The 25,284-nt window shown below is 40.5% G+C and carries 24 protein-coding genes; 15 read left to right on the top strand and 9 right to left on the bottom strand.

Annotated elements, in window-relative coordinates; genetic code table 11:
• The first annotated feature begins 2 nt into the window (after window positions 1-2).
• Complete coding sequence (locus tag J8L73_RS05160) at window positions 3-950, top strand: alpha/beta fold hydrolase (protein WP_211015221.1); 948 nt, start codon at window positions 3-5, stop codon at window positions 948-950.
• Here J8L73_RS05160 and J8L73_RS05165 read toward each other — a convergent pair.
• Window positions 923-1,792 carry a cation diffusion facilitator family transporter gene (locus J8L73_RS05165; RefSeq protein ID WP_211015342.1) on the bottom strand — a complete coding sequence of 290 codons (870 nt, stop codon included), beginning with the start codon at window positions 1,790-1,792 and terminating at the stop codon, window positions 923-925. The two genes, J8L73_RS05160 and J8L73_RS05165, sit on opposite strands and share 28 nt — an antisense overlap.
• 154 nt (window positions 1,793-1,946) lie before the next feature.
• On the opposite strand from J8L73_RS05165, the gene trmL reads away from it, so the two are divergent.
• Window positions 1,947-2,411 carry a tRNA (uridine(34)/cytosine(34)/5-carboxymethylaminomethyluridine(34)-2'-O)-methyltransferase TrmL gene (gene trmL, locus J8L73_RS05170; protein WP_104643371.1) on the top strand — a complete coding sequence of 155 codons (465 nt, stop codon included), beginning with the start codon at window positions 1,947-1,949 and terminating at the stop codon, window positions 2,409-2,411.
• Between the two features lie 70 nt (window positions 2,412-2,481).
• Here the strand turns inward: trmL and gpsA are convergent, their stop codons facing one another.
• From gpsA to J8L73_RS05190, 4 genes are read right to left on the bottom strand one after another with little or no spacing between them, the layout of a single operon-like run.
• Window positions 2,482-3,489 (bottom strand): NAD(P)H-dependent glycerol-3-phosphate dehydrogenase, encoded by a 1,008-nt coding sequence (gpsA, locus tag J8L73_RS05175; RefSeq protein ID WP_210998798.1) that lies wholly within the window; start codon window positions 3,487-3,489, stop codon window positions 2,482-2,484.
• A gap of 3 nt (window positions 3,490-3,492) precedes the next feature.
• Window positions 3,493-3,978, bottom strand: coding sequence for a protein-export chaperone SecB (secB, locus tag J8L73_RS05180; RefSeq protein WP_211015223.1), 486 nt, complete (start codon window positions 3,976-3,978; stop codon window positions 3,493-3,495).
• Between the two features lie 36 nt (window positions 3,979-4,014).
• Window positions 4,015-4,272, bottom strand: coding sequence for a glutaredoxin 3 (gene grxC / locus J8L73_RS05185; RefSeq protein ID WP_058549390.1), 258 nt, complete (start codon window positions 4,270-4,272; stop codon window positions 4,015-4,017).
• Between the two features lie 31 nt (window positions 4,273-4,303).
• Window positions 4,304-4,735 (bottom strand): rhodanese-like domain-containing protein, encoded by a 432-nt coding sequence (locus J8L73_RS05190; protein ID WP_210998796.1) that lies wholly within the window; start codon window positions 4,733-4,735, stop codon window positions 4,304-4,306.
• Between the two features lie 266 nt (window positions 4,736-5,001).
• Here J8L73_RS05190 and gpmM point away from each other — a divergent pair, with 266 nt between their 5' ends.
• Genes gpmM through J8L73_RS05210 form a run of 4 tightly spaced genes read left to right on the top strand, consistent with a single transcriptional unit; the run spans window position 5,002 to window position 9,808 of the window.
• On the top strand, window positions 5,002-6,546 hold the full coding sequence (gene gpmM, locus J8L73_RS05195) for a 2,3-bisphosphoglycerate-independent phosphoglycerate mutase (protein ID WP_211015225.1): 1,545 nt from the start codon (window positions 5,002-5,004) through the stop codon (window positions 6,544-6,546).
• 3 nt (window positions 6,547-6,549) lie between these two features.
• Complete coding sequence (locus J8L73_RS05200; protein WP_211015227.1) at window positions 6,550-7,689, top strand: peptidoglycan DD-metalloendopeptidase family protein; 1,140 nt, start codon at window positions 6,550-6,552, stop codon at window positions 7,687-7,689.
• Between the two features lie 35 nt (window positions 7,690-7,724).
• Window positions 7,725-8,990 (top strand): S41 family peptidase, encoded by a 1,266-nt coding sequence (locus tag J8L73_RS05205; protein WP_211015229.1) that lies wholly within the window; start codon window positions 7,725-7,727, stop codon window positions 8,988-8,990.
• Window positions 8,991-9,046: 56 nt separating this feature from the next.
• Window positions 9,047-9,808: a divergent polysaccharide deacetylase family protein gene (locus tag J8L73_RS05210; RefSeq protein ID WP_211015231.1), complete on the top strand. Its 762-nt coding sequence runs from the start codon at window positions 9,047-9,049 to the stop codon at window positions 9,806-9,808.
• A 232-nt stretch (window positions 9,809-10,040) separates the two neighbouring features.
• Here J8L73_RS05210 and rpoH read toward each other — a convergent pair whose 3' ends face one another.
• From rpoH to ftsY, 4 genes are all read right to left on the bottom strand, one after another.
• Window positions 10,041-10,904, bottom strand: coding sequence for an RNA polymerase sigma factor RpoH (rpoH, locus tag J8L73_RS05215; protein ID WP_013465954.1), 864 nt, complete (start codon window positions 10,902-10,904; stop codon window positions 10,041-10,043).
• 296 nt (window positions 10,905-11,200) lie between these two features.
• A complete protein-coding gene (ftsX, locus tag J8L73_RS05220; protein WP_211015234.1) occupies window positions 11,201-12,187 on the bottom strand; it encodes a permease-like cell division protein FtsX in 987 nt (328 codons plus the stop codon).
• Window positions 12,184-12,861 (bottom strand): cell division ATP-binding protein FtsE, encoded by a 678-nt coding sequence (ftsE, locus tag J8L73_RS05225; RefSeq protein WP_149593815.1) that lies wholly within the window; start codon window positions 12,859-12,861, stop codon window positions 12,184-12,186. Before ftsE ends, ftsX begins: the two co-directional genes overlap by 4 nt.
• Window positions 12,862-12,948: 87 nt before the next feature.
• Window positions 12,949-15,186: a signal recognition particle-docking protein FtsY gene (gene ftsY / locus J8L73_RS05230; RefSeq protein ID WP_211015344.1), complete on the bottom strand. Its 2,238-nt coding sequence runs from the start codon at window positions 15,184-15,186 to the stop codon at window positions 12,949-12,951.
• Between the two features lie 206 nt (window positions 15,187-15,392).
• Here ftsY and rsmD point away from each other — a divergent pair, with 206 nt between their 5' ends.
• The 9 genes from rsmD to purH all read left to right on the top strand — a co-directional run bounded on the left by rsmD (window position 15,393) and on the right by purH (window position 25,230).
• A complete protein-coding gene (rsmD, locus tag J8L73_RS05235) occupies window positions 15,393-15,998 on the top strand; it encodes a 16S rRNA (guanine(966)-N(2))-methyltransferase RsmD (RefSeq protein ID WP_211015236.1) in 606 nt (201 codons plus the stop codon).
• A 145-nt stretch (window positions 15,999-16,143) separates the two neighbouring features.
• On the top strand, window positions 16,144-16,359 hold the full coding sequence (rpsU, locus tag J8L73_RS05240; protein ID WP_002957797.1) for a 30S ribosomal protein S21: 216 nt from the start codon (window positions 16,144-16,146) through the stop codon (window positions 16,357-16,359).
• Between the two features lie 19 nt (window positions 16,360-16,378).
• Window positions 16,379-16,825, top strand: coding sequence for a GatB/YqeY domain-containing protein (locus J8L73_RS05245; RefSeq protein ID WP_007376027.1), 447 nt, complete (start codon window positions 16,379-16,381; stop codon window positions 16,823-16,825).
• 254 nt (window positions 16,826-17,079) lie between these two features.
• Window positions 17,080-18,831 carry a DNA primase gene (gene dnaG / locus J8L73_RS05250; protein ID WP_211015238.1) on the top strand — a complete coding sequence of 584 codons (1,752 nt, stop codon included), beginning with the start codon at window positions 17,080-17,082 and terminating at the stop codon, window positions 18,829-18,831.
• 124 nt (window positions 18,832-18,955) lie between these two features.
• The gene (gene rpoD / locus J8L73_RS05255; RefSeq protein WP_211015240.1) at window positions 18,956-20,806 is read left to right on the top strand and encodes an RNA polymerase sigma factor RpoD; all 1,851 of its coding nucleotides are present in this window, start codon (window positions 18,956-18,958) and stop codon (window positions 20,804-20,806) included.
• Between the two features lie 66 nt (window positions 20,807-20,872).
• Window positions 20,873-21,754, top strand: coding sequence for a 50S ribosomal protein L11 methyltransferase (gene prmA, locus J8L73_RS05260; protein ID WP_211015242.1), 882 nt, complete (start codon window positions 20,873-20,875; stop codon window positions 21,752-21,754).
• Between the two features lie 281 nt (window positions 21,755-22,035).
• Window positions 22,036-23,007 (top strand): tRNA dihydrouridine synthase DusB, encoded by a 972-nt coding sequence (gene dusB / locus J8L73_RS05265; protein ID WP_171038382.1) that lies wholly within the window; start codon window positions 22,036-22,038, stop codon window positions 23,005-23,007.
• 19 nt (window positions 23,008-23,026) lie between these two features.
• Entirely contained in the window at window positions 23,027-23,317 is a 291-nt protein-coding gene (gene fis / locus J8L73_RS05270; protein WP_002957804.1) for a DNA-binding transcriptional regulator Fis, read from the top strand.
• 326 nt (window positions 23,318-23,643) lie between these two features.
• Window positions 23,644-25,230 carry a bifunctional phosphoribosylaminoimidazolecarboxamide formyltransferase/IMP cyclohydrolase gene (purH, locus tag J8L73_RS05275; protein WP_210998785.1) on the top strand — a complete coding sequence of 529 codons (1,587 nt, stop codon included), beginning with the start codon at window positions 23,644-23,646 and terminating at the stop codon, window positions 25,228-25,230.
• The last annotated feature ends 54 nt before the right edge of the window (window positions 25,231-25,284 follow it).

Genomic DNA, 25,284 nt, shown 5'->3' on the forward strand with positions numbered 1-25,284 from the left:
GCATGTTTTATAGTTCAGAAGCCCAGCTTGAGAGTAATCAAGAGGCCATTAATGTTTTTTATACTTCACATTTAACTAAAAGCTACTTAGATACACCTGCAGGAAAGCTATTTTACGCATACGCAATCCCTGACAATGCTGCAACTGCTGTAGTAATTAGTACGGGCCGTGTTGAAGGCCTAGAAAAGTATAAAGAACTGATATGGGAGCTGTATTGTAATAATTTTGCAGTGTTTATTATGGATCATCAAGGTCAAGGGCGCTCTTACAGGCATCTTAAAAATAAGCATAAAGGCTTTGTAAAACATTATAATAACTACAGCAGTGATCTTAATAACTTTGATCAGCAAATAGTTTCAAAGCATTGGCAAGGTAAAAAAATCATGCTGGCTCATTCAATGGGTAGTGCGATAGCAATTGATTATTTAGCAAAGTTTGAAAACAGCTATAAAGGCGTGTTTTTGTCTGCGCCTATGTTTGATATTTTTACAAAAGACGTACCAAAAATACCAACGCAATTTATTGTTAAGTTAGCCACTTTGCTTGGCCTACACTCTTTTTATGCTTTTGGACAAGGCAACTATAATCCAATTCCATTTGCTGAAAACGTACTTACTAGCAGCGAAGAGCGTTACACCTACTTTAGGCAAACCTATAAATTAGAACCTAACATACAATTAGGTGGCGTTACGTTTGGCTGGCTCGCAGCTACGATAGCGTTTTTAAAGTCTATTGATAATCTAAACGTATCAATCCCTTTGTTTATAGCAAGTGCGGCTAGCGATACAGTGGTTAACAACAAAGCGCAGTACAGCTTTGCAAAAAGACACGCTCATGCAACAATTGAGAGTTTTGAAGATGCAAAACACGAGCTACTATTTGAGCGTGACGAAATTCGAAAGCCGCTATTAACTAACTTTTATCAGTTTTGTAAGTCTGTTACTTCTTGAACAGTGCTAGGATTTACTAAAACAGAAAGTGGATCGAGGTGGATGAGTATATCTACCTCTGATTCAAAACGAGCACTTATCATGGCCTCTACTTCATCAGCCACATTATGGGCACGTATTAAACTTAAGTTATCATCCAGCTCTAAATGCATTTGGATGAACTTAATTTTCCCGCCTTGGCGAGTTCGAATACCGTGTACACCATGCACATCGGCATGGTCTTTAGCTATATCGAATATGCTTTGCTTTTCATCATCTGGCAGCTCTTTATCCATTAAATGATCGGCACTATCACGCGCTATATCCCAACTGTTATAAAGTAAGTAGCCCGCCACCCCAATTGCAAAAAGGGGATCGGCATAAAGTACGCCATAATAAGCTAATAAAATAGCCAATAGCACGGCAGCATTTAATATTAAATCGCCTTTGTAATGTACTGAATCGGCTTTTATAGCAATAGAGTCGGTGTACTTAACTACTTTATTTTGTACAAATACAATTACCAGCGTACACACAATTGCAAAAATACTTACCCATACGCCCAATAAAGAATGCGTTAACTGTATTGGATTAAATAAGCGTTCAATACCATGAAATGCAAGTAAACAACCTGATCCTGCAATAAATGCTGCCTGCCCTAATCCTGCAAGTGCCTCAGCTTTACCATGCCCAAAACGGTGATCGTCATCGGCTGGTCGCAGTGCATAACCTAATACCAAAAAACTCATGGCTGTGGCTGTTATATCCATTAACGAATCAGTCAATGAGCCAAGCATTGAAGCAGAGCCTGACGCAAGCCATGCCCATGTTTTTGCACCAATCATTAAACTCACCATAACCATGGTGACAATGCTTGAAGTTTTAACCCAAAATTCGTAGCTGCGGTTATGCACGTATATATCCGTTAATCACTGTATTCAATGCACTGAGTATATCATTTTTTTAAAAGGTTTCGTGTATACTGCTGCGCTCTACCGATTACTAAAAAGGCTCATTATGCTGGATATTGTTTTATACCAACCTGAAATACCACCTAATACAGGTAATATTATTCGCCTATGTGCAAATACAGGCTATGCACTGCATTTAATTGAGCCTTTAGGGTTTGAGTGGGACGACAAACGCGTTAAACGTGCGGGCCTTGATTACCACGAATTTAGCCACGTACAACGTCATGCATCATTTGAAGCCTACCTAGAAAAGTGCAAGCCAAAAAAAGTGTATGCATGTACAACTAAAGGTAGCCAGTTTCATCATGAGGCAAGTTACGAAGCGGGAGATTGTTTAGTATTTGGCCCTGAAACTCGTGGCCTGCCTGATGAAATGATTCAAGCATTGCCAAACGATCAACGCGTACGCATTCCTATGCAGCCAAACAGTCGCAGCATGAACTTATCTAACGCGGTCGCCGTATTTGTGTATGAATCTTGGCGCCAGCTTGGCTTTCCTAACGCCCAATAAAAACCTTGTACCAAACAACCAAAAACCGACATAACGTCGGTTTTTTAGTTTTAGTATACTTTGTATAGATTTATTCAGAACGCTGCTCTCGCCCTAAAAGAGCCATAGCGGCTTCTTTCATGTCTTTATTTTCATAAAGTACTTTATAAATTTGCTCAGTGATTGGCATTTCCACGCCAGCACGCTGCGCTAATAAATACACTTCTTTGGTATTTCTAAAGCCTTCGACTACTTGGCCAATAGACTCAATTGCAGCCTCTACACTTTCACCTTTGCCAAGTGCTAAACCAAATCGACGGTTACGTGATTGATTATCTGTACAGGTTAAAATTAAATCGCCAAGGCCTGCCATTCCCATAAAGGTTTCTGGCTTTGCACCTAGAGCGCAGCCTAAGCGAGTTAACTCTGCAAGCCCACGCGTAATAAGTGCAGTTCGCGCATTAGCACCAAAGCCCACACCATCCGAAATACCGGCACCAATAGCAATTACATTTTTAACCGCACCACCTAGCTGTATCCCAATGAAGTCATCATTGTTATACACACGGAATGAGCGACCACAATGCAATAAATCAGCTAATTGCTGAGCAAACTCAGGCGACGTAGACGAAACAGAAATAGCGGTAGGTAAACCCATTGCCATTTCTTTAGCAAATGTAGGGCCTGAAAGTACGGCTAGCGCAACTTCGTCACCTAATTCTTGTAAAGCCACTTCTTGCAATAAGCGCCCTGTATTTGGCTCAAGGCCTTTAGTTGCCCATGCAATTTCAGTCCCCGCTTGTAATGCAGGTTTAATTTGTTGAAGTGTATCGCCAAATGCATGGCTTGGAACCACAACAAGTACAATTTTGCTGCTAGCAACGGCTTGTTGTAAGTCGGCTTCAAGAGAAAGAGTGTCTGGAAAAGGAGCATCAGGTAAGTAACGTTGATTTTTCCGCTCAGCTGCAAGCGTGGCAACGTCGTCGCTATTTCTACCCCAAAGAGTCACATTATGACCATTTCGGGCTAAGCAAATAGCAAGGGCGGTGCCGTAAGACCCCGCCCCTAATACAGTAACAGCTGTAGTTGCTGTACTCATAGGTTATGCGTCTGCTGTAACCTGGTCTGTTTGCGCAGTACGTTGTTGCATGTATTGTGCAAACAATGCGTCAAAATTAACTGGCGCAAGATTAAGCTGTGGGAAAGTACCACGGTTAACTAGGTTTGATACCGCTTCACGAGCATAAGGGAATAACACGTTAGGACAAAATGCACCTAGCATGTGTGCAAGTTGCACTTCTTCAACCTCAGCAATAGTAAAAATACCTGCTTGCTGAATTTCACATAAAAACGCAGTTTCTTCGCCAATAGATGCTGTTACAGTTAGTGCTAAAACAACTTCAAACACGCCTTCATCTAACTTGTTAGAGCGAGTGTCTAAGTCTAGCTTAACCTCAGGCGCCCATTCTTTTTGAAAAATAGCCGGTGAGTTTGGCGTCTCAAACGATACATCTTTAGTGTAAATGCGTTGAATAGTAAATTGTGCGCCGGCTTCTGCAGCTGCTGCGTTTTGAGTTTCTTCGTTCATTGTTTTTCCTAACTTGTTCGTTATTATAATTTAAGTTTAAGCGTTTAGCTTAGCGTCAAGTTTACCTTGCGCTTCTATTGCCATCATGTCGTCGCAGCCACCGATATGTTCATCATTAATAAAAATTTGCGGTACTGTGCTTGCACCACCTGCTTTGGCGATCATTTCATCGCGAAGTTCAGGCTGTACACCAATATCAATATTTGTATATTCCACGCCTTTGCTATTTAAAAGCGAAAGAGCGCGCTGACAAAATGGACAATACGCTTTGGTGTATAAAACAACATTACTCATAATAAATCCTCTATCGGTCTAGCTAAAATGATTAGCGACCTGTTGTAGTTGGCAGGCTCGCTGATTGCCACGCACCCATACCGCTTGCCAATACATAAACCTCTTCAAAACCAGCTTTATGCATCGCAGTTGCAGTACCTTGGGCAGTCATACCTGTGGTACATACCAATATAATGGGTTTGCTCTTGTACTTTTCAAGACTTGAAAAGTCAGATTGTTTCGCTTTTTCAGGGCTCAAGTGCACAGAATTAGCAATATGACCTGCCGAAAACTCTTTTTGAGCGCGAATATCAACAACTTTACCGTCTTCACGATTAATTAAAAGCGTAAGCTGTTGAGGGTTAATTTGACGGATTGCTGAAAATTTACTTTTAATCAAACCGCTTACAATAAGAAAAACAAGACCAACCCAAGCAAGGCTTAAAACGGGATGATTTGTAATAAATTCAATATATTGATCCATTCTACTTCCACTATGAAATTATGTTCTAAACCTAATTTTTTAGGTGTTTTGCTTTTTAGCCCCGCAAGTATACCCAAACCAAGTTAAAATGCGAGTTTGACACAGTTTAAAAAACGATAAAGCCCCCCATATTAAATAGTAGATAAAAATTTAATATCTTGTTTTCAGTGCTGATCCTATCGCTAAAACACGGTATGCTAAAACTAACCAGATAACCCTTTCGCTACTCAGTACCCATCAACAGGTGCTAATTTTCAGGAGCTATTATGACAGAGCATAAAAAACCACTGGTATTAATGATTTTAGACGGCTGGGGATACCGCGAAGATGAACAAAGTAACGCTATTCTTGCAGCAAACACACCGGTATTAGACGAATTATGGGCAACTCGTCCACACACATTAATATCAGCTTCGGGTTTAGATGTTGGTCTTCCTGACGGGCAAATGGGTAATTCAGAAGTGGGCCACGTTAATTTAGGCGCAGGAAGAATCGTTTATCAAGACTTCACTCGTATTACTAAAGCAATTAACGATGGTGTGTTTGACTCAACACCCGCATTAGTTGAAAACATAGATAAAGCAGTAAACGCTGGTAAAGCGGTCCATATTATGGGCCTATTGAGCCCAGGTGGCGTTCATAGCCATGAAGATCATATTGTTGCCAGCATTAAACTTGCAGCAAAACGCGGCGCGAAAGAAGTTTACTTCCACGGCTTTTTAGATGGTCGTGATACACCACCGCGCAGCGCTAAAGCATCAATTGAACGTATTGAAGCATTGTTTAGCGAACTTAAATGCGGCCGCTTAGCCTCACTTGTAGGGCGTTATTATGCAATGGACAGAGACAACCGCTGGAACCGAGTAGAAAAAGCATATGACGTAATGACTCTCGCGCAAGGCGATTTTAATTTTGATAACGGCGTAGATGCACTTAATGCCGCATACGAGCGCGACGAAAACGATGAGTTTGTAGCCGCTACAACAATTACTCCAGCAGGTACCAAGCCTGCGGCGATTAACGATGGCGATACTGTTATTTTTGCTAACTTTAGAGCCGACAGAGCCCGTGAAATAACGCGTGCATTTGTTGAGCCTGAGTTTGACGGTTTCGCCAAGAAAAAATCTCCAAAACTTAGCGCTTTTGTAATGATGACAGAATACGCAGCCGATATTGATGCACCTGTTGCTTTTGGCTCGTCAGCACTTATAAATGTATTTGGTGAATGGCTAGAAAAAAATGACAAAACGCAGCTACGTATTTCTGAAACAGAAAAATACGCGCACGTTACGTTTTTCTTTAGTGGTGGTCGCGAAGATGAATTTAAAGGCGAAACACGTGAGCTAATTCCTTCACCACAGGTAGCAACTTACGATCTACAACCTGAAATGAATTCAGAAATGCTTACAGATAAGCTAGTAGAAGCAATTAAAAGTGGAAAATACGACGCTATTATTTGTAACTATCCTAATGGCGACATGGTAGGTCACTCTGGTGTGTTTGAAGCTGCTGTTAAAGCCTGTGAAGCCGTAGATACCTGTATCGGTCGAGTTGTTGATGCATTAGAAGAGTTTGGTGGTGAAGCATTAATTACTGCCGATCATGGTAACGCTGAGCAAATGGCTAACCTTAAAACAGGCCAAGCCCATACAGCTCATACTAGCGAGCCAGTTCCATTTATTTACGTAGGCCGCGACGCTGAGCCTATGCAAGGTAAAGCATTAAGCGATGTAGCACCAACAATGCTTCACTTAATGGGCATGGAGCAGCCTGACGAAATGACTGGCACACCTATTATGATGTTGAAATAGCACATGAATAGACGTATTAACCGGTTAATACAGTGCGGATTAATACTTACTTCATTAGTAACTGCTTATGCAGTTGCTAATGAAGAGCGTACTAAAAAAGACTTATCAGAAGTACAAAATGCACTTCAGCAAAGCCAAGCTGACTATAACGCGCAAAGAAAAAAAATAGCCTCATTACAAAAAAAACTCAAAAGCCATGAACTTGATATAGCTAAAAATGCAAAAGCACTCAACATGGCTGAACAATCTGTAACAGAAACCAAAACACAGCAAAAGCAGTTACAAAATAAAGCTGATGAACTCGACAAACAACATGCAAAATTTCAAAAGGTATTAGCCGCACAATTAAAAAGTGCTTATATGGCCGGTGGCGATGACTACTCTAAAATGTTGCTAAACCAAGAAGACACCGCTAAATTTGAGCGTACACTTAGTTATTATAATTATTTGAATAAAGCCCGTATTGAACAAATTGAAGAGCTAAAGCAGCTTCAACAGCAAATAGCACAAAACCAACAAGAGCTTGTTAAAACACAACAAAAATTAGAGCTTTTATATGAAGAACAAAAAAGACGTCAAACCGCATTAGTAAATGCTCAAAGCGAGCGACAAACCAATCTAAAAAACCTACAAGCACAGCTCACAGGTACAAAAAACTCAATTAGCTATTTAAAAGAGAACCAGCAGACGCTGATCACTACGATTGAAGAGTTAGAGCAAGAAAAAAATCAAAAAATAGAGCTTATCGGGCTTAACAAAAGTAAAGGTAAGTTACCTTGGCCAAGTAAGGGTAAACTAGAGCATACATTTGGTCAGCGAAAACATGGCGGCATTGATTGGAAAGGCGTGCTAATTGGCGCTAAAGAAGGCACAAACGTAAACAGTATTCAAAATGGCCAAGTGGTATTTGCTGATTGGTTAAAAGGTTTTGGCTGGGTGATTGTAGTTGACCATGGCGAAGGATTTATGAGTCTATACGGCCATGCTCAAACGCTATTACGCGATGTTGGCGATATGGTACGCGAAGGCGAAACATTAGCATTAGTGGGCCAAAGCGGCGGACAGGCAAGTTCTGGTCTATACTTTGAAATACGCCACAAAGGACGCGCAGTAAATCCTGTAAAATGGTGCAGACGCATTTAATTGAATAAACCGCTGCACCGCATTAGGAGCAGCTGATGACAACCAAAAAAAACGCATCAAATACAGCGATTAAAAGAAACACAGGCTTTTTAAAAGGCCTGTGTTTGATCATATTACTTACCTTATTAGCTTTTAACACACGCTTATATGCAAGCTCTATAAAAGAGCTTAAAAGCCAACAAATAGATGAAATCCTCTTTAATATACACGCCTACTACGTAGATGATTTAGCGCTACAAAATAGCGACCATATCAACTATAACAACAAACAATTTGAACGTTTGTATTCAAAACTCGACCCCTACTCTAAATATTTAGATGAGCATGAACTTACATCATTATTTGACAATACAAATGGCCGCTACACCGGTATTGGTATTGAAGTTAAAAGTGTTAATGAAATAATGACTATTGTTGACGTAGTCGATAACTCGCCAGCCAAAATAGCGGGAGTATTACCGGGCGATAAAGTAATAAGCGTAAATAATAACAGAGCACATAACCGTACGATCGACGAAGTGGCAACGTTAATACGCGAAAGTGAATTCGCAAATATAGACCTAACTATAAAGCGCAATAACACAAAAGAGTTAATTACCTTTCATGTCACACGCCGTGAAATAAATCTAGAAAGCGCAACTAGCGAGCTTTTAAACTCTGGCACTGGCTATTTAGCTATTAATAACTTTTCTAATCATACTTTACATGAGGTGGCCTTGCAGGTTGCGGCTTTACAACGTCACTTTGGCTCCCCACTTAAAGGCTTAGTAATTGATTTGCGTGATAACCCTGGTGGTACATTAAAAAGTGCGGTTGCAGTATCTGACCTGTTTTTACAAAGTGGAACTATTGTTACTACAAAAGGACGCTTTTACGATGCTAACCAAGCCTTTTACGCTAAACGAGGTGATATTTTAAAAGGCGCCCCTATTGTTGTACTTATTAATGAAAACTCAGCCTCAGCTGCCGAAATACTCGCGGCTGCACTTAAAGACAACAAAAGAGCTACTATTGTGGGCAGCCAGTCATTTGGTAAAGGTTCTGTGCAATCGTTAATCCCTTTAGGCAATGGCAACACAGCACTTAAACTCACCACAGCTAAATACTATACACCCCTTGGTTATTCTATTGATGGAATAGGAATAACACCAGATGTGGTGATTAATCAAACAGGTCTTTCACAAACTAATAAAGCCGTTATAATAAAAAATGAGCAAACTAATAGTAATGCGCAATTACTCACGGGTAACTTAGCCGATCTACAATTAGTTAAAGCAAAACAATTACTCAGTATGCAATAAACTACTTTATTTAAAGCAACCTATTGAGATTTAAAAAGATAATAAAAACCATAAACGTGAAAATAATAAAATGGCTAATACTGTTTATTTGCTTAGCCTGCACAAGCGTCAGCGCCAAGCAAATAGCAATAGTGATAGATGACATAGGTTATCATCAACGGGACTTAGAATTCCTTTCCTTACCTGGGCAATTGACGTATTCAATTTTGCCTCACACACCTTATTCTCAAATTTTTGCAACGCTTGCGAGTCAGTCAAATAAAGAACTGCTGTTACACGTTCCTATGCAAGCACTTAACGGCAAAGAGCTTGGCCCAGGCGCATTAACTCTAAATATGAATAAAGAACAATTACAACAAACTTTAGGAACTGCACTAGCCAGCTTGCCACAAGTTAAAGGCGTTAATAATCACATGGGTTCAGCACTTACACAAAAAAGCCAAGCCATGAAGTGGACCATGGAAGTGCTTAAAAAGCGTCACTTATACTTTTTAGATAGTCGCACCACTGATTTAAGCCAAGCACAAAATGCTGCAAACTTTTTAGGTGTAGAGAATATTGGCCGTCACGTATTTTTAGACAACATAACAACGCCCGAGCAATTGCAATTTAGGCTCGATGAATTAAAGCACAAAGCTACAAAACACAAATTTGCAATTGCAATTGCCCACCCCTACCCAGAAACTATTAATTTTTTACGCCAGGCGTTGCCACAGTTAACAGAGCAAGGGTTTGAACTTGTGCCCGTGTCGCAATTAGTAGAAAAAAAATATATACAGTTAGCGCAAGCTGAGAGCAAAGGAATAAGTGCTCGATAATAAGCACTTTAAAAAAGCCACCTGTATGTCAGCCAAAAAGAACTAATTTATAGAATAACTTAGCGCCTCTGGTAATAGTATTGACTTTATATACTATAAGTTTACCCACTTAAAAATATATATATTCGCTGTTATTTGTCATCAAACAGCTTCTAATTGAAAATTGATAGCTATAAAGCAAAAAGCCCCGCATTTTCAAGCAGGGCTTTGTCAATTTCATTCTTTAGAGCTATTAGCTCATAGCGCTTTGCAGCTTTTTCATTGCTGTTTTCTCTAGCTGGCGAACACGCTCAGCCGATACGCTATATTTTTCAGCAAGCTCTTGTAATGTTGCTTTGTCATCAGACAACCAACGAGCACTTACAATGTCTTGCGAACGCTCATCCAGCGTTTTAAGTGCGCTAAATAAACGAGTATGAGACTGTTCTTGCCACTGCTGTTGTTCGATATCGTCAGCTAAGTCAGCAGAACCATCCGTTAAATATTGTACTGGAGAGTAAGTACTTGTAGGCGCGTCATCATTGTCATCGCCTGTTAAATCAAAGCCCATGTCTTGGCCGCTCATGCGCGATTCCATTTCACGTACTTCTTTTTCGCTCACACCTAGCTCACTAGCAACAGTGCTAACCTCGGCTTGATTGAACCAGCCTAAACGCTTTTTGTTTTTACGTAGATTGAAAAACAATTTGCGTTGCGCCTTTGTTGTAGCAACTTTAACTATACGCCAGTTTTTTAGAACAAACTCATGGATTTCGGCTTTAATCCAATGCACAGCAAACGACACTAAACGTACACCTACTGAAGGGTCAAATCGTTTAACTGCCTTCATAAGGCCTATATTACCTTCTTGAATAAGGTCAGCTTGTGGTAAGCCGTATCCCGAGTAGCTTTTAGCTATATGTGCTACAAAGCGTAAGTGCGACATAATGAGTTGTTTTGCAGCGCTAAGATCGCCTTCTTCCTGAAGCTTTTTAGCAAGCTCTTGCTCTTGCTCCACTTTAAGCATAGGAATAGTGCTTACCGCTTGAAGGTAACCATCCATGCTTGCGCTTTGTTGTCCGACTGTAAGTGCCATTGCGTATAAATCTTTACTCATTTTTCACCTCGGTGATAAACATTTGAAACCATCTTAGCACTCTTTACTTAAGAGTGCTAACCCCAATTTAAAACTTTTTTAAAGTATAAATCAAGTAGTTTTTTGGTATGTATTTAGTCTACTACAAGCGACTGAATAAGTGATGAATTAAGGGTTTGCAAGCAATTCGCTCCGTCGCAACACGCTATTTACAACTCATTACTTTAAGGGAGGATAGTATATAAATATGACAGTTTTAATAAACCGAAAGCGTATCCAACTTGATACTCTACGTGTATCAAGTTGAATTGGTTCATTTATACTTTGTCGGGTTCTATTTCTTTAATATACCGATTTACAGATAGGTACGAGCCAATAAAGCCTAAGCTAGTGGCAAGTAATACTAAAAAGCCAAGCTCGCTAAGCGATAAGCCAATAAGTGAAAAGCTTGTTTGATATACGCCTGCAACGCTACTCACAGCACTCGAAAGCCACCACATCATTAATCCAACACATATAAAAGCAAATAAACCGCCTATTACGCCGTACCATATACCAGTCCACAAAAATGGGGCATGTATAAATGTATTGGTAGCCCCTACAAGTTTCATTACTTGAATTTCTTCTTTTTTGTCCATAATAGACAAGCGGATAGTGTTGCCAATAATGAGAGTCACTGAGGTAAGTAATAATAGTGCGATAGTTATTACACTTTCTTTGAGTAAATCAAGCAGTGCATTTAAACGCTCTAACCATGCTATATCAAGCTTTCCAAAGTCAACTTCACGTTCACTCTCAAGCTTTGTCAAAAGTACCTTAGCAGCATTTGGTTGCCTATTACGTTTTGTTGGCGTAACCAGTACTACATCTGGTAACGGGTTCTTGTCTAAGTATTCTAAAGCCTGCCCAAAGCCAGAAACATCTTTAAACTCAGTAAGAGCTTGTTGTTTTGAAATAAACTCTATACTTTCAACCTCTGGGTATAACGCCAAACGCTTCACCAAAGTTTGTGTTTCTTGCTCACTCATACTCTCTTTTACAAACAAAGAGATTTCACTGGCTTCTTCAAAGCCACTACTTACTTGCTGTACGTTTTTAACAACTAAATAAAGTGTAGCAGGTAAAGTTAGGCTCAGCCCAAGTACAGCAATAGTCATCATTGAAGCAAGCGGTGTACGCCACATTTCACCTAAGCTATGAACACCTTGGCGAAAAATATTAATTATGAAAAAATAACCACCCGCTAATATCGATTTCTGTTGCTTATCGTTACTATTTTGACGACCTTTAAAAAGTAAACTCATAATGTTCCCTCAGCAAGCGGATCTTCAAGCATACGTCCATCTTTTAAAGTTAGGCTTCGATACTTCATACGCGACACTAAACCAAGATCATGTGTAGCAATAAGCACAGTTGTACCGTGCTTATTAAAGTCTTCGAACAACTTTAATATTTCCATTGAAAGTTCAGGATCAAGATTACCAGTAGGTTCATCAGCTAATAATATTGGCGGGGAGTTTACAATAGCTCTGGCAATACCTACTCGCTGCTGTTCACCACCAGAGAGCATAGAAGGATGACATTTTATTTTATCTATCAGGCCCACTTTATCAAGCGCGCCATGTACTCGTTTAGCTATTTGCTTATGATGTGTACCCTCAATAATTAGAGGTAATGCTACATTATCAAAAACGGTATAGCGCTCTAATAAACGGTGGTTTTGAAAAATAATACCAATATCACGACGAGCATAAGGAATTTGACGCGAGTTAACTTTATTCAAATCAACCCCATTAATAAACACGTTACCCGCAGATGGGCGCTCCATTAAACTAATTAGCTTAAGTAGCGTACTTTTACCGGCGCCACTGTGGCCCGTTAAAAAAGCGAGTTCGCCAGGCTTAATGTGAAAATTAACCTTTTCAAGTGCACGGTGCCCACCAGGGTAAGTTTTACTTACTTGCTGAAAATTTATCATCTTTTTATTATGCCAACGCCATTAGCTTGTTAACAGCGTTAGTAATCCTCGCAATTAAAAAGGGAGCTAGCTCCCTCTTTTGGTAAATTAAACGTCGTCCTCATCTTGGCTAAATAATGCATCAATAAAGTCATCGCTTTTAAAAGCGCGTAAATCATCAATACCTTCACCAACACCAATGTAACGAATTGGAATATTAAACTTATCGGCAACCGCAAAAATAACACCGCCTTTTGCAGTACCATCAAGTTTTGAAAGTGTAATACCAGTTAAACCAACACATTGATTAAATAAGTTTACTTGGCTAATAGCGTTTTGACCTGTACCAGCATCAATAGTAAGCATTACTTCGTGAGGTGCATCTGGGTCAATTTTTTTCATTACACGGGCTATTTTTTCAAGCTCTTGCATTAAATTATCTTTATTTTGCAAGCGCCCAGCTGTATCGGCAATTAATACATCAACATTACGCGCTTTCGCGGCTTGAAATGCATCAAATACTACCGACGCGCTATCTGCACCTGTGTGCTGTGCAATAACCGGAATACTGTTACGTTCACCCCAAACCTGTAACTGTTCTACAGCTGCGGCCCTAAACGTATCTCCTGCGGCAAGCATGACCGATTTACCTTCATTTTGAAATTGCTTAGCTAGCTTACCAATCGTGGTTGTTTTACCAACTCCGTTCACACCTACCATTAAAATAACAAACGGCTTTTTATCTTTATTGATCACTAAAGGCTGCTCAGCAGTTTTTAGCATCGCTGCCATTTCTTGCTTCATTAGCTCATATAAGGCATCACCATCTTTAAGCTGCTTTCGATCAGCTGCATCAGTTAAACTATCGATTAACTTCATGGTGGTATCAACACCTAAATCGGCGGTAAGTAGCTGTGTTTCAAGATCTTCAAATAACTCGTCATCAATTTTTTTACCACTAAAGATTGAAGCAAAGCCAGAGCCTATATTTACACGAGTTTTTAATAAGCCTTTTTTAAGACGAGAGAAAAACCCTTCTTTTTTTGGTTTTTCTGCTTGTTTTTCTTCATTTTTTGCAAGCTCAGCAGTAAGACGCTCTTGCTCTAAACGCTCATTTTCAGCCTCTTCAGCTGCAAGTCGTTCTTGCTCTAAACGTTCATTCTCAGCTTTTTCAGCAGCAATGCGCTCTTGCTCTAAACGCTCATTCTCGGCTTCTTCAGCTGCAAGTCGTTCTTGCTCTAACCGCTCATTCTCAGCTTTTTCAGCTGCAATGCGCTCTTGCTCTAAACGCTCATTTTCAGCCTCTTCAGCTACAAGTCGTTCTTGCTCTAAACGCTCATTCTCGGCTTCTTCAGCTGCAAGTCGTTCTTGTTCTAAACGCTCATTCTCGGCTTTTTCAGCTGCAAGTCGTTCTTGTTCTAAACGCTCATTCTCGGCTTCTTCAGCGGCAAGTCGTTCTTTCTCTAAACGTTCACTCTTAACTTTTTCAGCCGCAATACGCTCTTGCTCTAAGCGTTCATTCTCAACTTTTTCAGCGGCTATACGTTCTTGCTCTAAACGCATTTGAGCTTCTTGCTCAGCTAGGCGCTGCTCTCGTTCTTGTCGTTGTATCTCAGCATCAGCCTGCTCTTTTGCAAGCAATTGTGCATTTGCTTTATCTATTGCAAGCTTTTCTGCATTTGCAGCTTCTTGCTCTTGGAGACGAACTCGTTCTAATCGCTCCGACTCTGCTTTTTCTGCAGCAATGCGCTCCTGCTCTAAGCGCATTTGTGTTTCTTGCTCAGCTAGCCGTTTAGCTTGTTCTTGCTTTTGCGCTGCTGCATCAGCATCTTGCTTTGCTAATAATTCGGCATTAGCTTGCTCTATAGCTCGTTTTTCGGCTTGTTCTGCTTCATATAGGCGTTCTTGCTCAAGCTTTTGTGCTTGCTCTTGTGCTAGCTTTTCTTGAGCTAAACGTTCAGCTTCAGCCTGCTCACTAGCTATACGCTCCTGCTCTAAACGCTCAGTCTCTGCTTCTGCTTGTAAACGCTCAGCCTCAACCTGCTCTGCTGCTATACGTTCTTGCTCAGCTTTTTCGGCTTGCTCTTGTGCTAGCTTTTCTTGAGCTAAACGTTCAGCTTCAGCCTGCTCACTAGCTATACGCTCCTGCTCTAAACGCTCAGTCTCTGCTTCTGCTTGTAAACGCTCAGCCTCAGCCTGCTCTGCTGCTATACGTTCTTGCTCAGCTTTTTCGGCTTGCTCTTGCGCTAATGCTTGTTGTTTATCAGCTTCTGCTTTTTGCTCTGCTTCTTTTTTATCTGACTTGCCAAAACCGAGCCACGACATGAATTTACTTTTTTTTGCCATACTTGCTAATAACCACTTATAAAAATCTGATAAACTAAAATTTGAAATAGCTTGGCGATGCCTAGCAATCGATGCTAGTAAAACAACCATTCAAAACGTAAGTGCTCCATAGTAACACTTTTCATACGGTTGAAAAATGAAGCTACACGTAATCTGCAGCAATATTATCTGAGCTAGATACCATATACCATTTTTTAGTGAGCTAAATGAGAAATAAAACAACACAAAATAAAGCTAGTAGCAAATCCGGCGATGGTTTTATTAGAGTTATAAGCGGCCAATTTAGGGGACGTAAATTACCAGTCAAAAATGTAGAAGGTTTACGCCCTACCACCGATAGAATTAAAGAAACGGTGTTTAACTGGTTAATGCAAGATACCCGCGACGCTAATGTACTTGATTGTTTTGCAGGTTCTGGCGGGCTCGGTTTTGAAGCGCTCTCACGTTTTGCAAAAAGCACCATATTCATTGAACTAGATAAGTTTGCGGCTAAACAATTAGAACAAAACATCAGCACCTTAAAGCTTGAAAATGCACAGGTAAAACACACTAATTCTTTGAGTTATTTAGAACAAAAAAATACAAATGAGGCATTTAATTTAGTATTTGTTGACCCGCCGTTTCGCAAAGATTTAGCACAAACAACATGCGATTTATTAGAAAAAAACCAATGGCTAAGCAGCGAAGCTCTCATTTATGTAGAAGTAGAAACCGAGTTAAGTACGTTTCAACAACCCAATAACTGGCTGTTAATAAAAGAAAAAAAGGCGGGGCAAGTGTTCTGCAGGCTATATCAACGTCAATCAAATTAATACTGTTTTAGATAATGCGTTTCTGTTAATATTATCCTTTACATGTGGTGTTGCTTCGGATTACAATACCGCACCATTTTTGAACCACTTGATCAATGTTTGATCAACTTGAGCAACGCTCATAATTTAGGTAGGTGAATTTTTAATGCCAGTAATTAAAGTAAGAGAGAACGAACCGTTTGACGTAGCACTTCGTCGCTTCAAGCGTTCATGTGAAAAAGCAGGTATCCTTTCAGAAGTTCGTCGTCGCGAGCACTATGAAAAGCCAACAGCTGAGCGTAAGCGTAAAAAAGCTGCTGCAGTTAAACGTCACATGAAAAAACTTTCTCGTGATAACGCACGTCGCGTTAAATTATACTAATATATTAGGTCTTGTATAAATGAGCCTTTTAATAACGCTAAAAGATGCGCAAAAAGATGCGATGCGAGCTAAAGACAAACAACGTCTTAACCCTATTCGTATGGTACTTGCTGCTATCAAGCAACGTGAAATTGACGAGCAAATTACACTAGACGACGCGGGTATTACCTCAGTTATAGTGAAGCTTGTTAAACAACGTCGTGACTCTTACACTCAGTACAAAGATGCTGGGCGTGATGATTTAGCTGATATTGAAGCCAATGAAATAGTAGCACTTGAAACTTTTTTACCTCAACAATTGAGTGAAGAAGAAATAATTGCTCTCATTGATGCGGCTATTGCTGATACTAACGCAGCAGGTATGCAAGACATGGGTAAAGTAATGGGTATAATCAAAAGCAAAGCTGAAGGTCGCGCCGATATGGGCAAAATCTCTGGTTTAATTAAGCAACGATTAACTGCCTAACATACGCCCACATACATTAAAGTATGATTGAAGCAAACCGAGCCTAGCGCTCGGTTTCTTTGTTTTTAGCTTTAATTAACCTAACAACAAGCTAATTAGATACGCTTACATGTTTCAATTTAACTATTGAAATTTATGTGTACTGCCCTATTTATTTACAGTATGTTTTGGTAAGTTAAATAGGCTTTATTTGGCACTAAACGTACATTTCGTTTTCGTTATTCTTCTTATTATCTCAGGACTTTATTTTACTAATGGCTGGAAAGATCCCACGTAATTTTATAGACGATTTACTTGCCAGAACCGACATTGTCGAACTCATCGACTCTAAAGTTGGCCTTAAAAAAGCCGGTAAAGATTATCAAGCCTGCTGCCCATTTCATAACGAAAAATCGCCCTCATTTACCGTATCGCAAGACAAGCAGTTTTATCATTGTTTTGGCTGTGGTGCGAATGGCAATGCAATATCGTTTGTTATGGAGTACGACAAACTAGAGTTTGTTGATGCCATTGAAGAACTTGCCAGCTTATTAAACTTAGATGTACCACGAGAACAAGGTAACAGCTCAGCTCCGGAGCGCACAGCAGCCCAAAAACGCTCAGACTACGATTTAATGCTGCACACTGCGCGATTTTATCAGCACCAATTAAAGCACCATAGTAACTCAGCAGCTGTAATTGAGTATGTTAAAGGCCGTGGTTTAAGCGGCGAAACTGTTAAAAAGTTTATGATTGGTTACGCCCCAAGTGAATGGGATGGATTATGTTTACAGCTTGGCCGTAACAAAGAACAAAAAGAGCAATTAGTAGAACTAAAACTGGCCTCTGAAAAAACGCCTGGTAGACAGTTTGATTTTTTCCGCGACCGGTTAATGTTCCCTATACGCGATAAACGTGGACGCGTTATTGCCTTTGGCGGACGTGTAATGCAGGCAGACCAAGGTCCAAAATACCTAAACTCTCCTGAAACTCGAATATTTCATAAAGGCTTTGAGCTATATGGGCTATATGAAGCAAAGCAAGCTCATAAAAAACTCGACCATGTAATGATTGTAGAAGGTTATATGGACGTCGTTGCGCTTGCGGAACAAGGAATTGAATACGCTGTTGCCGCACTAGGGACCGCAACCACAAGCGAGCATATGCACACTTTGTTTAGAACCACAGACAAGGTAATTTGTTGTTACGATGGCGACAGAGCTGGCCGTGATGCTGCATGGCGAGCGCTTGAAAACGCACTCCCTTATTTAAACGACGGTAAAGCATTACAGTTTGCATTTTTACCTGACGGTGAAGACCCTGATTCCCTCGTACAAAAAGAAGGAAAAGAGCAATTTGAACAACGCCTTAGTCAAGCAGATGACTTTACCAAGGTACTATTTAACAAACTTAGCCAAGAAGTTGATTTAACACTCGACTCCGGTAAAGCTAAACTACTAAGTGCTGCGCTGCCTCTTATTGAAAAAATTCCGAGTGAGTTTTATCAAGAAAATATTTTGGAACAATTAGGGCGCTTGATTGGTCGAACTCGAGAGCAACTTAATAGCCGCTTAAAAACACCAAAGCAACAACACTCTATTGAACGAAAATTTAAAATAACGCCTATGCGTCAGGCAATCGGCATATTAATTCAGCACCCTGCTCTAGCCAAAAGCGTGCCGTACTTACCAGAGCTTGCGCAAATGAATATTGCTGGCATTGGTTTATTACTTCGACTACAAGAGCAAGCTTTGCAAAAAGAAGAAGTAACTACCGCTCAGTTACTAGAGTGTTTTAGAGATACGGATGACTACGAGCCATTAATTAAGCTTGCAACATGGCAACATCAAATAAATGAAGAGCGTTTAGAGACTGTTTTTAAAAATACTTTTAAATTTATTGAAGATCAGTGTTTAAATTATCGACTCGAGACCCTATTAATAAAGGACAAGACACAAGGTCTTAATAGCGACGAAAGACTTGAATGTCATTTGCTAATGACAGCGTTAAAAGCCACTAACAGCTAGTCAGATTTGATTTAAACTGTTATACTGTGCTATTCACTGCGTCACATTATTCTAGTTGGCTTTAATGCAAACTACATGATGGCGCCTGTTGTATCAACTTATCAGAGTGGAAGAAACAATCTCTATGGATCCAACTCCTCAGTCACAATTAAAACTTCTGATTCAAAAAGGTAAAGAGCAAGGCTACTTAACTTTTGCAGAAGTAAATGATCACCTTCCACAAGACATTATAGACTCAGATCAAGTAGAAGATATCATTAGCATGATTAATGACATGGGTATCAAGGTTAGCGAAAACGCGCCTGATGCTGATGAATTAATGATGCAAGAAACAACGACAGACGAAGACGCAGCAGAAGCTGCCGCTGCAGCACTTGCAACTGTAGAAAAAGAAATCGGCCGCACAACGGATCCGGTTCGCATGTACATGCGCGAAATGGGTACTGTTGAACTTCTAACACGTGAAGGCGAAATTGTAATCGCTAAGCGTATTGAAGAAGGTATCAACCAAGTACAGATTTCTGTTGCAGAGTACCCTGAAGCAATTACTTACCTGCTAGAGCAGTGGGATAAGTTTGAAGCTGAAGAAATGCGCTTAAGCGATATTATCGTTGGATTTATTGATCCTAACGAAGATGACGCGCCAATATCAGCGACTAACATCGGTTCAGAATTAAGTGAAAAACAACTTGATGACGATGATGACAACGATGACAAAGACAGTGACGATGATGAAGACGAAGAAGAAGAAGTAGATACTGGCCCAGATCCTGAAGAGGCACGTGTACACTTTGAAAACTTACGTGATTTATATAACAAAGCACGTGATACGTTTGATTCTAAAGGTCGTTCACACCCTGAATCTCAAGCTGCTATTTTCGAAATTGGCGAGTTGTTCAGAACATTCAAATTAGTACCTAAACAGTTTGATCGCATGGTTAATAACATGCGTGAAATGATGGACAGAGTTCGTATTCAAGAACGTCTTATCATGAAACAAGCGGTACAAATTGCTAAGTTACCTAAGAAAACGTTCATTAAGCACTTTGCTAATAATGAAACTGATGCTTCTTGGATTGACGTAGAAATCAGTGCTAATGAAAAGCATTCGACCAAGCTTGAAGAGGTTAAGCCTGAGATAATTCGTTGTATCAACAAATTATCTGTTATCGAGCAAACAACAGGTTTAAGCATAGAGCGTATTAAAGACATTAACCGTAGAATGAGCATTGGTGAAGCGAAAGCCCGCCGTGCGAAAAAAGAAATGGTTGAAGCTAACTTACGTCTTGTAATCTCAATTGCTAAAAAATACACAAACCGTGGCTTACAGTTCTTGGATTTAATCCAAGAAGGTAACATTGGCTTAATGAAAGCGGTAGATAAGTTTGAATACCGCCGTGGTTATAAGTTCTCAACTTATGCTACGTGGTGGATACGCCAAGCAATCACTCGCTCAATTGCTGACCAAGCAAGAACAATCCGTATTCCGGTACATATGATAGAAACGATTAATAAACTTAACCGTATTTCTCGTCAAATGTTACAAGAAATGGGTCGTGAGCCAAATCCAGAAGAATTAGCAGAACGCATGATGATGCCTGAGGATAAAATCCGTAAGGTACTTAAAATTGCCAAAGAGCCAATTTCAATGGAAACACCAATCGGTGATGATGAAGATTCGCACTTAGGTGACTTTATCGAAGATACCACTATTGATTCGCCAATTGACTCGGCAACAATGGAATCTCTTCGTGGCGCAACTAACGATGTACTAGCGGGCTTAACAGCGCGTGAAGCTAAAGTACTACGTATGCGTTTTGGTATTGATATGAATACCGACCACACCTTAGAAGAAGTAGGTAAACAATTTGATGTAACACGTGAGCGTATTCGTCAAATAGAAGCGAAAGCGCTGCGTAAATTACGCCACCCTTCTCGCTCAGATTTACTGAAAAGCTTTTTAGACGCTAAATAATTTAGCGCTTCATATAAACTAAAAAGGCCGCTGTAGCGGCCTTTTTTCTATTTCAAGGAAACAACCATGGCTTGGATCCAAATCCGTATCAATGCCAACGCCGCAACCGCAGATGCTGTAAGCGACTTACTAATGGAAGCAGGCAGCGCCTCTGTTACTTTTATTGACGCAAAAGACACGCCTATTTATGAGCCTAAAATTGGCACTGTCGAGTTTTGGGCAGACACTACTGTAATTGGCCTGTTTGAAGCTAATCACGATATGAACGCTGTGATTGCATTATTAAAGCGCCATAATGAAATTAAAGACTCGCTAGTATATAAAATCGAGCAGCTCGAAGATAAAGACTGGGAGCGTGAATGGATGGATAACTTCCACCCTATCCAGTTTGGTGAAAAGCTATGGATTTGTCCTAGCTGGCGCGACATTCCTGACCCTGATGCTGTTAATGTATTACTTGATCCAGGCCTTGCATTTGGTACCGGTACGCATGCAACAACAGCTCTATGTCTTAAATGGTTAGAAAGCCAAGACCTAACAGGTAAAACCGTAGTGGACTTTGGGTGTGGCTCAGGTATTTTAGGTATCGCTGCTATTAAACTTGGCGCTGAGCGCATGATTGGGATTGATATTGATCCGCAAGCACTTGAAGCAAGCTTAGATAATGCTAATCGTAACGGCGTTGCAGACAAGTTAGAAGTGTATCTTCCAGAAAACCAACCTGAGTTTACCGCCGATATAGTAGTGGCTAATATTTTAGCGCAACCACTTCGCGAATTGCACAGTGTGATTTTAGGTTTGCTAAAGCCAGGTGGCAAAATTGCCATGTCAGGTATTTTAGAAGAACAAGCTCAGTCAGTAGCTGATATTTATGCACCCTTTATTGAGCTCGATGATATTGCCGTTGAAGGTGATTGGACGCGAGTTAGCGGCGCTAAAAAAGCCTAACAACTGTTAAGAGCAAATTTAGAGTATTAACTCAAAACCCGCATGTAAAGCCTGTATTTAACAGGCTTTACTATTTTTTTACATATTATTTTTTTTCTAATTATTGTGTAAAAAATAAAACCTGTATAAATTTCAAACAAATCAACCTACTTGTCATGCGGTTATCAAATGTCAATACGAAAAGGGCAAAAAAAAGTCACTTTTGTTCAATTTATAGCCTTTGATTTTTCCTAAAAAAACCGTAAACTTAGCGCCCCTTGAAAAGAGGCCTATTGAATACAGTGCGTATCGGTTCATACCAACTTGAGAATAATGTAATAGTCGCGCCAATGGCAGGTATTACAGACAGACCATTTAGACAACTTTGTCGCCGTTTAGGTGCGGGGCTAGCTGTGTCTGAAATGCTATCGTCAAACCCTAAGGTTTGGAAAACTGAAAAGTCGATGAACCGTATGGATCACAGCGGTGAATCGGGTATACGCGCGGTGCAAATTGCAGGAGCAGATCCTGAGCTTATGGCGCAGGCCGCACAATTCAATGTTGCAAACGGTGCACAGATCATAGATATCAATATGGGGTGCCCAGCAAAAAAAGTGAACAAGAAACTCGCAGGCTCTGCCTTATTACAGTTTCCTGAACTTGTGGAAGAGATAGTTGATGCAGTGGTAAATGCTGTTGATATCCCAGTCACACTTAAAATCCGAACAGGATGGGATCAGGATAACCGTAATGGTGTAGAGATTGCGAGAATAGCTGAGCGTTATGGCATAGCCTCACTTGCCGTACATGGGCGCACACGCGCATGCATGTACAAAGGTGAAGCAGAATATGACACGATTAGGGATATAAAACGCTCAGTGTCGATACCTGTTGTTGCAAATGGCGATATTACATCACCAGAAAAAGCAAAGCAGGTTTTGGACTATACGGGTGCAGATGCCATTATGATTGGCCGAGCCGCCCAAGGTCGCCCTTGGATATTTAGGGAGATAGACCACTATTTGCGAACTGGAGAACACTTACAGCCGCCTGCTATTTCAGAGGTACGCAGTATTTTAATGGAGCATTTAGAAAACCTCCATGCGTTTTACGGTGAGCCAATGGGAGCGCGGATTGCTCGCAAACATGTATCTTGGTATTTGCAAACCCATGACAGTGATGGTCAGTTTAGGCGAGTATTTAATGCGCTCGACAACCCACAGGCACAGGTTGACGCATTAAAGCAATACTTTAAAACACTAGCAGCTAACTAAGAAAGAAAGAGATTAAATAATGTTCGAACAAAACGTGACTTCTCCATTTATCACAAACCCTCATGTTCAGTCACACGAGAAACCGCAGCCATTGCGTGATGCAGTAAAGAAAGCTGTTCACCACTATTTAAAGCAGCTTAACGGTCAAGATGTGCAAGACGTTTACGACCTTGTTCTTTCAGAGCTAGAAGCGCCATTACTTGAAGAAGTAATGACATACACACGTGGCAACCAAACTCGTGCGGCAATTTTACTAGGTATCAACCGTGGTACTTTACGTAAAAAGCTTAAAAAATACGGCATGAACTAATACCAATTATATTGAAAGCGTAAGCATTCTAACGAGCTAAACAAGCCCATAACGGCGTTAAAAATTTCTTATGTAGAATAACTACACTGTAAAATTTTTGCCTTGTTATAGACTTGTTTTTCTATCGTTATAACTGCTTACTAATCCAATACAATTGGTATCATGCAAAAAAAAGCACCTTTGGGTGCTTTTTTTATGCCTGCAATTTATTAACCAAATTGCAAAATGCTCACGCATATTGGCGCTTTATAAGTCGTTTTTTGAGTAGTAATCAGTTAAAATGCCCGCTTCTAAGCTAGCTCATTAACTGAGGAAATCAAACTACAATGGATACTCATCGTCCCATTCGTCGCGCACTATTAAGTGTGTCTGATAAAACCGGTATTGTTGAATTTGCCCGCGCACTTGAAGCGCAAGGTGTAGATATTTTATCAACTGGCGGTACGTGTAAACTCCTTGCTGATAACGGCATAAAAGTGACTGAAGTATCAGATCACACAGGTCATCCTGAAATCATGGATGGTCGCGTAAAAACCCTTCACCCTAAAATTCACGGCGGCATTTTAGCTCGTCGCGGACAAGATGAAAGCGTAATGGCAGATAACAACATCTCTGCTATCGATATTGTTGTAGTTAACTTATACCCCTTTGCGAATACTGTCGCTCAAGAAAACTGCAGCCTTGAAGATGCCATTGAAAACATTGATATTGGCGGTCCAACGATGGTTCGCGCAGCCGCAAAAAATCACAAAGACGTAACGATTGTGGTAAACGCAAGCGATTACGAGCGTGTGATTAGCGAAATGCAAAACAACAATGGCTCAACTACGTATAAAACACGTTTTGATTTAGCCATTGCAGCCTATGAGCACACAGCTCAATACGATGGCATGATTGCTAACTACTTTGGTAAAATGGTGCCTGATTACACTGAAGAAGCCGTTGAAGACACTAAATTCCCACGTACTATCAATATGCAATTCACTAAAAAGCAAGATATGCGTTACGGTGAAAACTCACACCAAGATGCTGCTTTTTACGTTGAAAACGATGTAAGTGAAGCATCCGTTGCAACAGCTACTCAGCTACAAGGTAAAGCGCTTTCGTTTAATAATATCGCAGATACCGATGCCGCACTTGAGTGTGTTAAAGAATTTGATGTACCTGCGTGTGTTATTGTTAAACACGCAAACCCATGTGGTGTTTCAATTGGCGACGATATCCTTAGCGCTTATGAACGTGCATTTAAAACAGACCCAACATCAGCGTTTGGCGGCATTATTGCCTTTAACCGTGAGCTTGATGCAGCCACAGCACAAGCCATCGTTGACCGCCAATTTGTTGAAGTGATTATTGCCCCTAGCATTTCAAGCGAAGCAGCAAAAATTGTTGAAGCTAAAAAGAACGTACGCTTATTAGAGTGTGGACAATGGACTGGCAAAGCAACGGGCCACGACATTAAACGCGTAAACGGCGGTGTTTTAGTACAAGATCGTGATTTAGGCATGGTTACCCAAGGCGACTTAAAAGTAGTGTCTAAGCGCCAGCCTTCTGAGCAAGAACTTAAAGATTTACTATTTTGCTGGAAAGTCGCTAAGTTTGTTAAATCAAATGCGATTGTTTATGCCCGCGACGGTATGACTATCGGCGTAGGCGCAGGCCAAATGAGCCGTGTTTACTCTGCAAAAATTGCAGGTATTAAGGCCGCTGATGAAAACCTAGAAGTGCCAGGTTCAGTAATGGCGTCGGATGCGTTTTTCCCATTCCGTGATGGTATTGATGCAGCAGCAGAGGCTGGTATTACCGCTGTAATCCAACCAGGTGGCTCAATGCGCGATGAAGAAGTTATCGCCGCAGCTGACGAAGCTGGTATGGCCATGGTGTTTACTGGCATGCGCCATTTCCGCCACTAATCACACAAAGGGTTAAACACAGCGTTTAACCCTTTTTGTTTGCAATCAATTCAC

Source organism: Pseudoalteromonas sp. MMG006, from assembly GCF_018101025.1.
Taxonomy (GTDB): domain Bacteria; phylum Pseudomonadota; class Gammaproteobacteria; order Enterobacterales; family Alteromonadaceae; genus Pseudoalteromonas.

Excerpts from the sequence above, each read along its gene's own strand:
- J8L73_RS05160 (WP_211015221.1), top strand. The coding sequence starts at position 3 with ATGTTTTATAGTTCAGAAGCCCAGCTTGAGAGTAATCAAGAGGCCATT.
- J8L73_RS05165 (WP_211015342.1), bottom strand. The coding sequence starts at position 1,792 with ATGGTTATGGTGAGTTTAATGATTGGTGCAAAAACATGGGCATGGCTT.
- trmL (WP_104643371.1), top strand. The coding sequence starts at position 1,947 with ATGCTGGATATTGTTTTATACCAACCTGAAATACCACCTAATACAGGT.
- gpsA (WP_210998798.1), bottom strand. The coding sequence starts at position 3,489 with ATGAGTACAGCAACTACAGCTGTTACTGTATTAGGGGCGGGGTCTTAC.
- secB (WP_211015223.1), bottom strand. The coding sequence starts at position 3,978 with ATGAACGAAGAAACTCAAAACGCAGCAGCTGCAGAAGCCGGCGCACAA.
- grxC (WP_058549390.1), bottom strand. The coding sequence starts at position 4,272 with ATGAGTAATGTTGTTTTATACACCAAAGCGTATTGTCCATTTTGTCAG.
- J8L73_RS05190 (WP_210998796.1), bottom strand. The coding sequence starts at position 4,735 with ATGGATCAATATATTGAATTTATTACAAATCATCCCGTTTTAAGCCTT.
- gpmM (WP_211015225.1), top strand. The coding sequence starts at position 5,002 with ATGACAGAGCATAAAAAACCACTGGTATTAATGATTTTAGACGGCTGG.
- J8L73_RS05200 (WP_211015227.1), top strand. The coding sequence starts at position 6,550 with ATGAATAGACGTATTAACCGGTTAATACAGTGCGGATTAATACTTACT.
- J8L73_RS05205 (WP_211015229.1), top strand. The coding sequence starts at position 7,725 with ATGACAACCAAAAAAAACGCATCAAATACAGCGATTAAAAGAAACACA.
- rpoH (WP_013465954.1), bottom strand. The coding sequence starts at position 10,904 with ATGAGTAAAGATTTATACGCAATGGCACTTACAGTCGGACAACAAAGC.
- ftsX (WP_211015234.1), bottom strand. The coding sequence starts at position 12,187 with ATGAGTTTACTTTTTAAAGGTCGTCAAAATAGTAACGATAAGCAACAG.
- ftsE (WP_149593815.1), bottom strand. The coding sequence starts at position 12,861 with ATGATAAATTTTCAGCAAGTAAGTAAAACTTACCCTGGTGGGCACCGT.
- ftsY (WP_211015344.1), bottom strand. The coding sequence starts at position 15,186 with ATGGCAAAAAAAAGTAAATTCATGTCGTGGCTCGGTTTTGGCAAGTCA.
- rsmD (WP_211015236.1), top strand. The coding sequence starts at position 15,393 with ATGAGAAATAAAACAACACAAAATAAAGCTAGTAGCAAATCCGGCGAT.
- rpsU (WP_002957797.1), top strand. The coding sequence starts at position 16,144 with ATGCCAGTAATTAAAGTAAGAGAGAACGAACCGTTTGACGTAGCACTT.
- J8L73_RS05245 (WP_007376027.1), top strand. The coding sequence starts at position 16,379 with ATGAGCCTTTTAATAACGCTAAAAGATGCGCAAAAAGATGCGATGCGA.
- dnaG (WP_211015238.1), top strand. The coding sequence starts at position 17,080 with ATGGCTGGAAAGATCCCACGTAATTTTATAGACGATTTACTTGCCAGA.
- rpoD (WP_211015240.1), top strand. The coding sequence starts at position 18,956 with ATGGATCCAACTCCTCAGTCACAATTAAAACTTCTGATTCAAAAAGGT.
- prmA (WP_211015242.1), top strand. The coding sequence starts at position 20,873 with ATGGCTTGGATCCAAATCCGTATCAATGCCAACGCCGCAACCGCAGAT.
- fis (WP_002957804.1), top strand. The coding sequence starts at position 23,027 with ATGTTCGAACAAAACGTGACTTCTCCATTTATCACAAACCCTCATGTT.
- purH (WP_210998785.1), top strand. The coding sequence starts at position 23,644 with ATGGATACTCATCGTCCCATTCGTCGCGCACTATTAAGTGTGTCTGAT.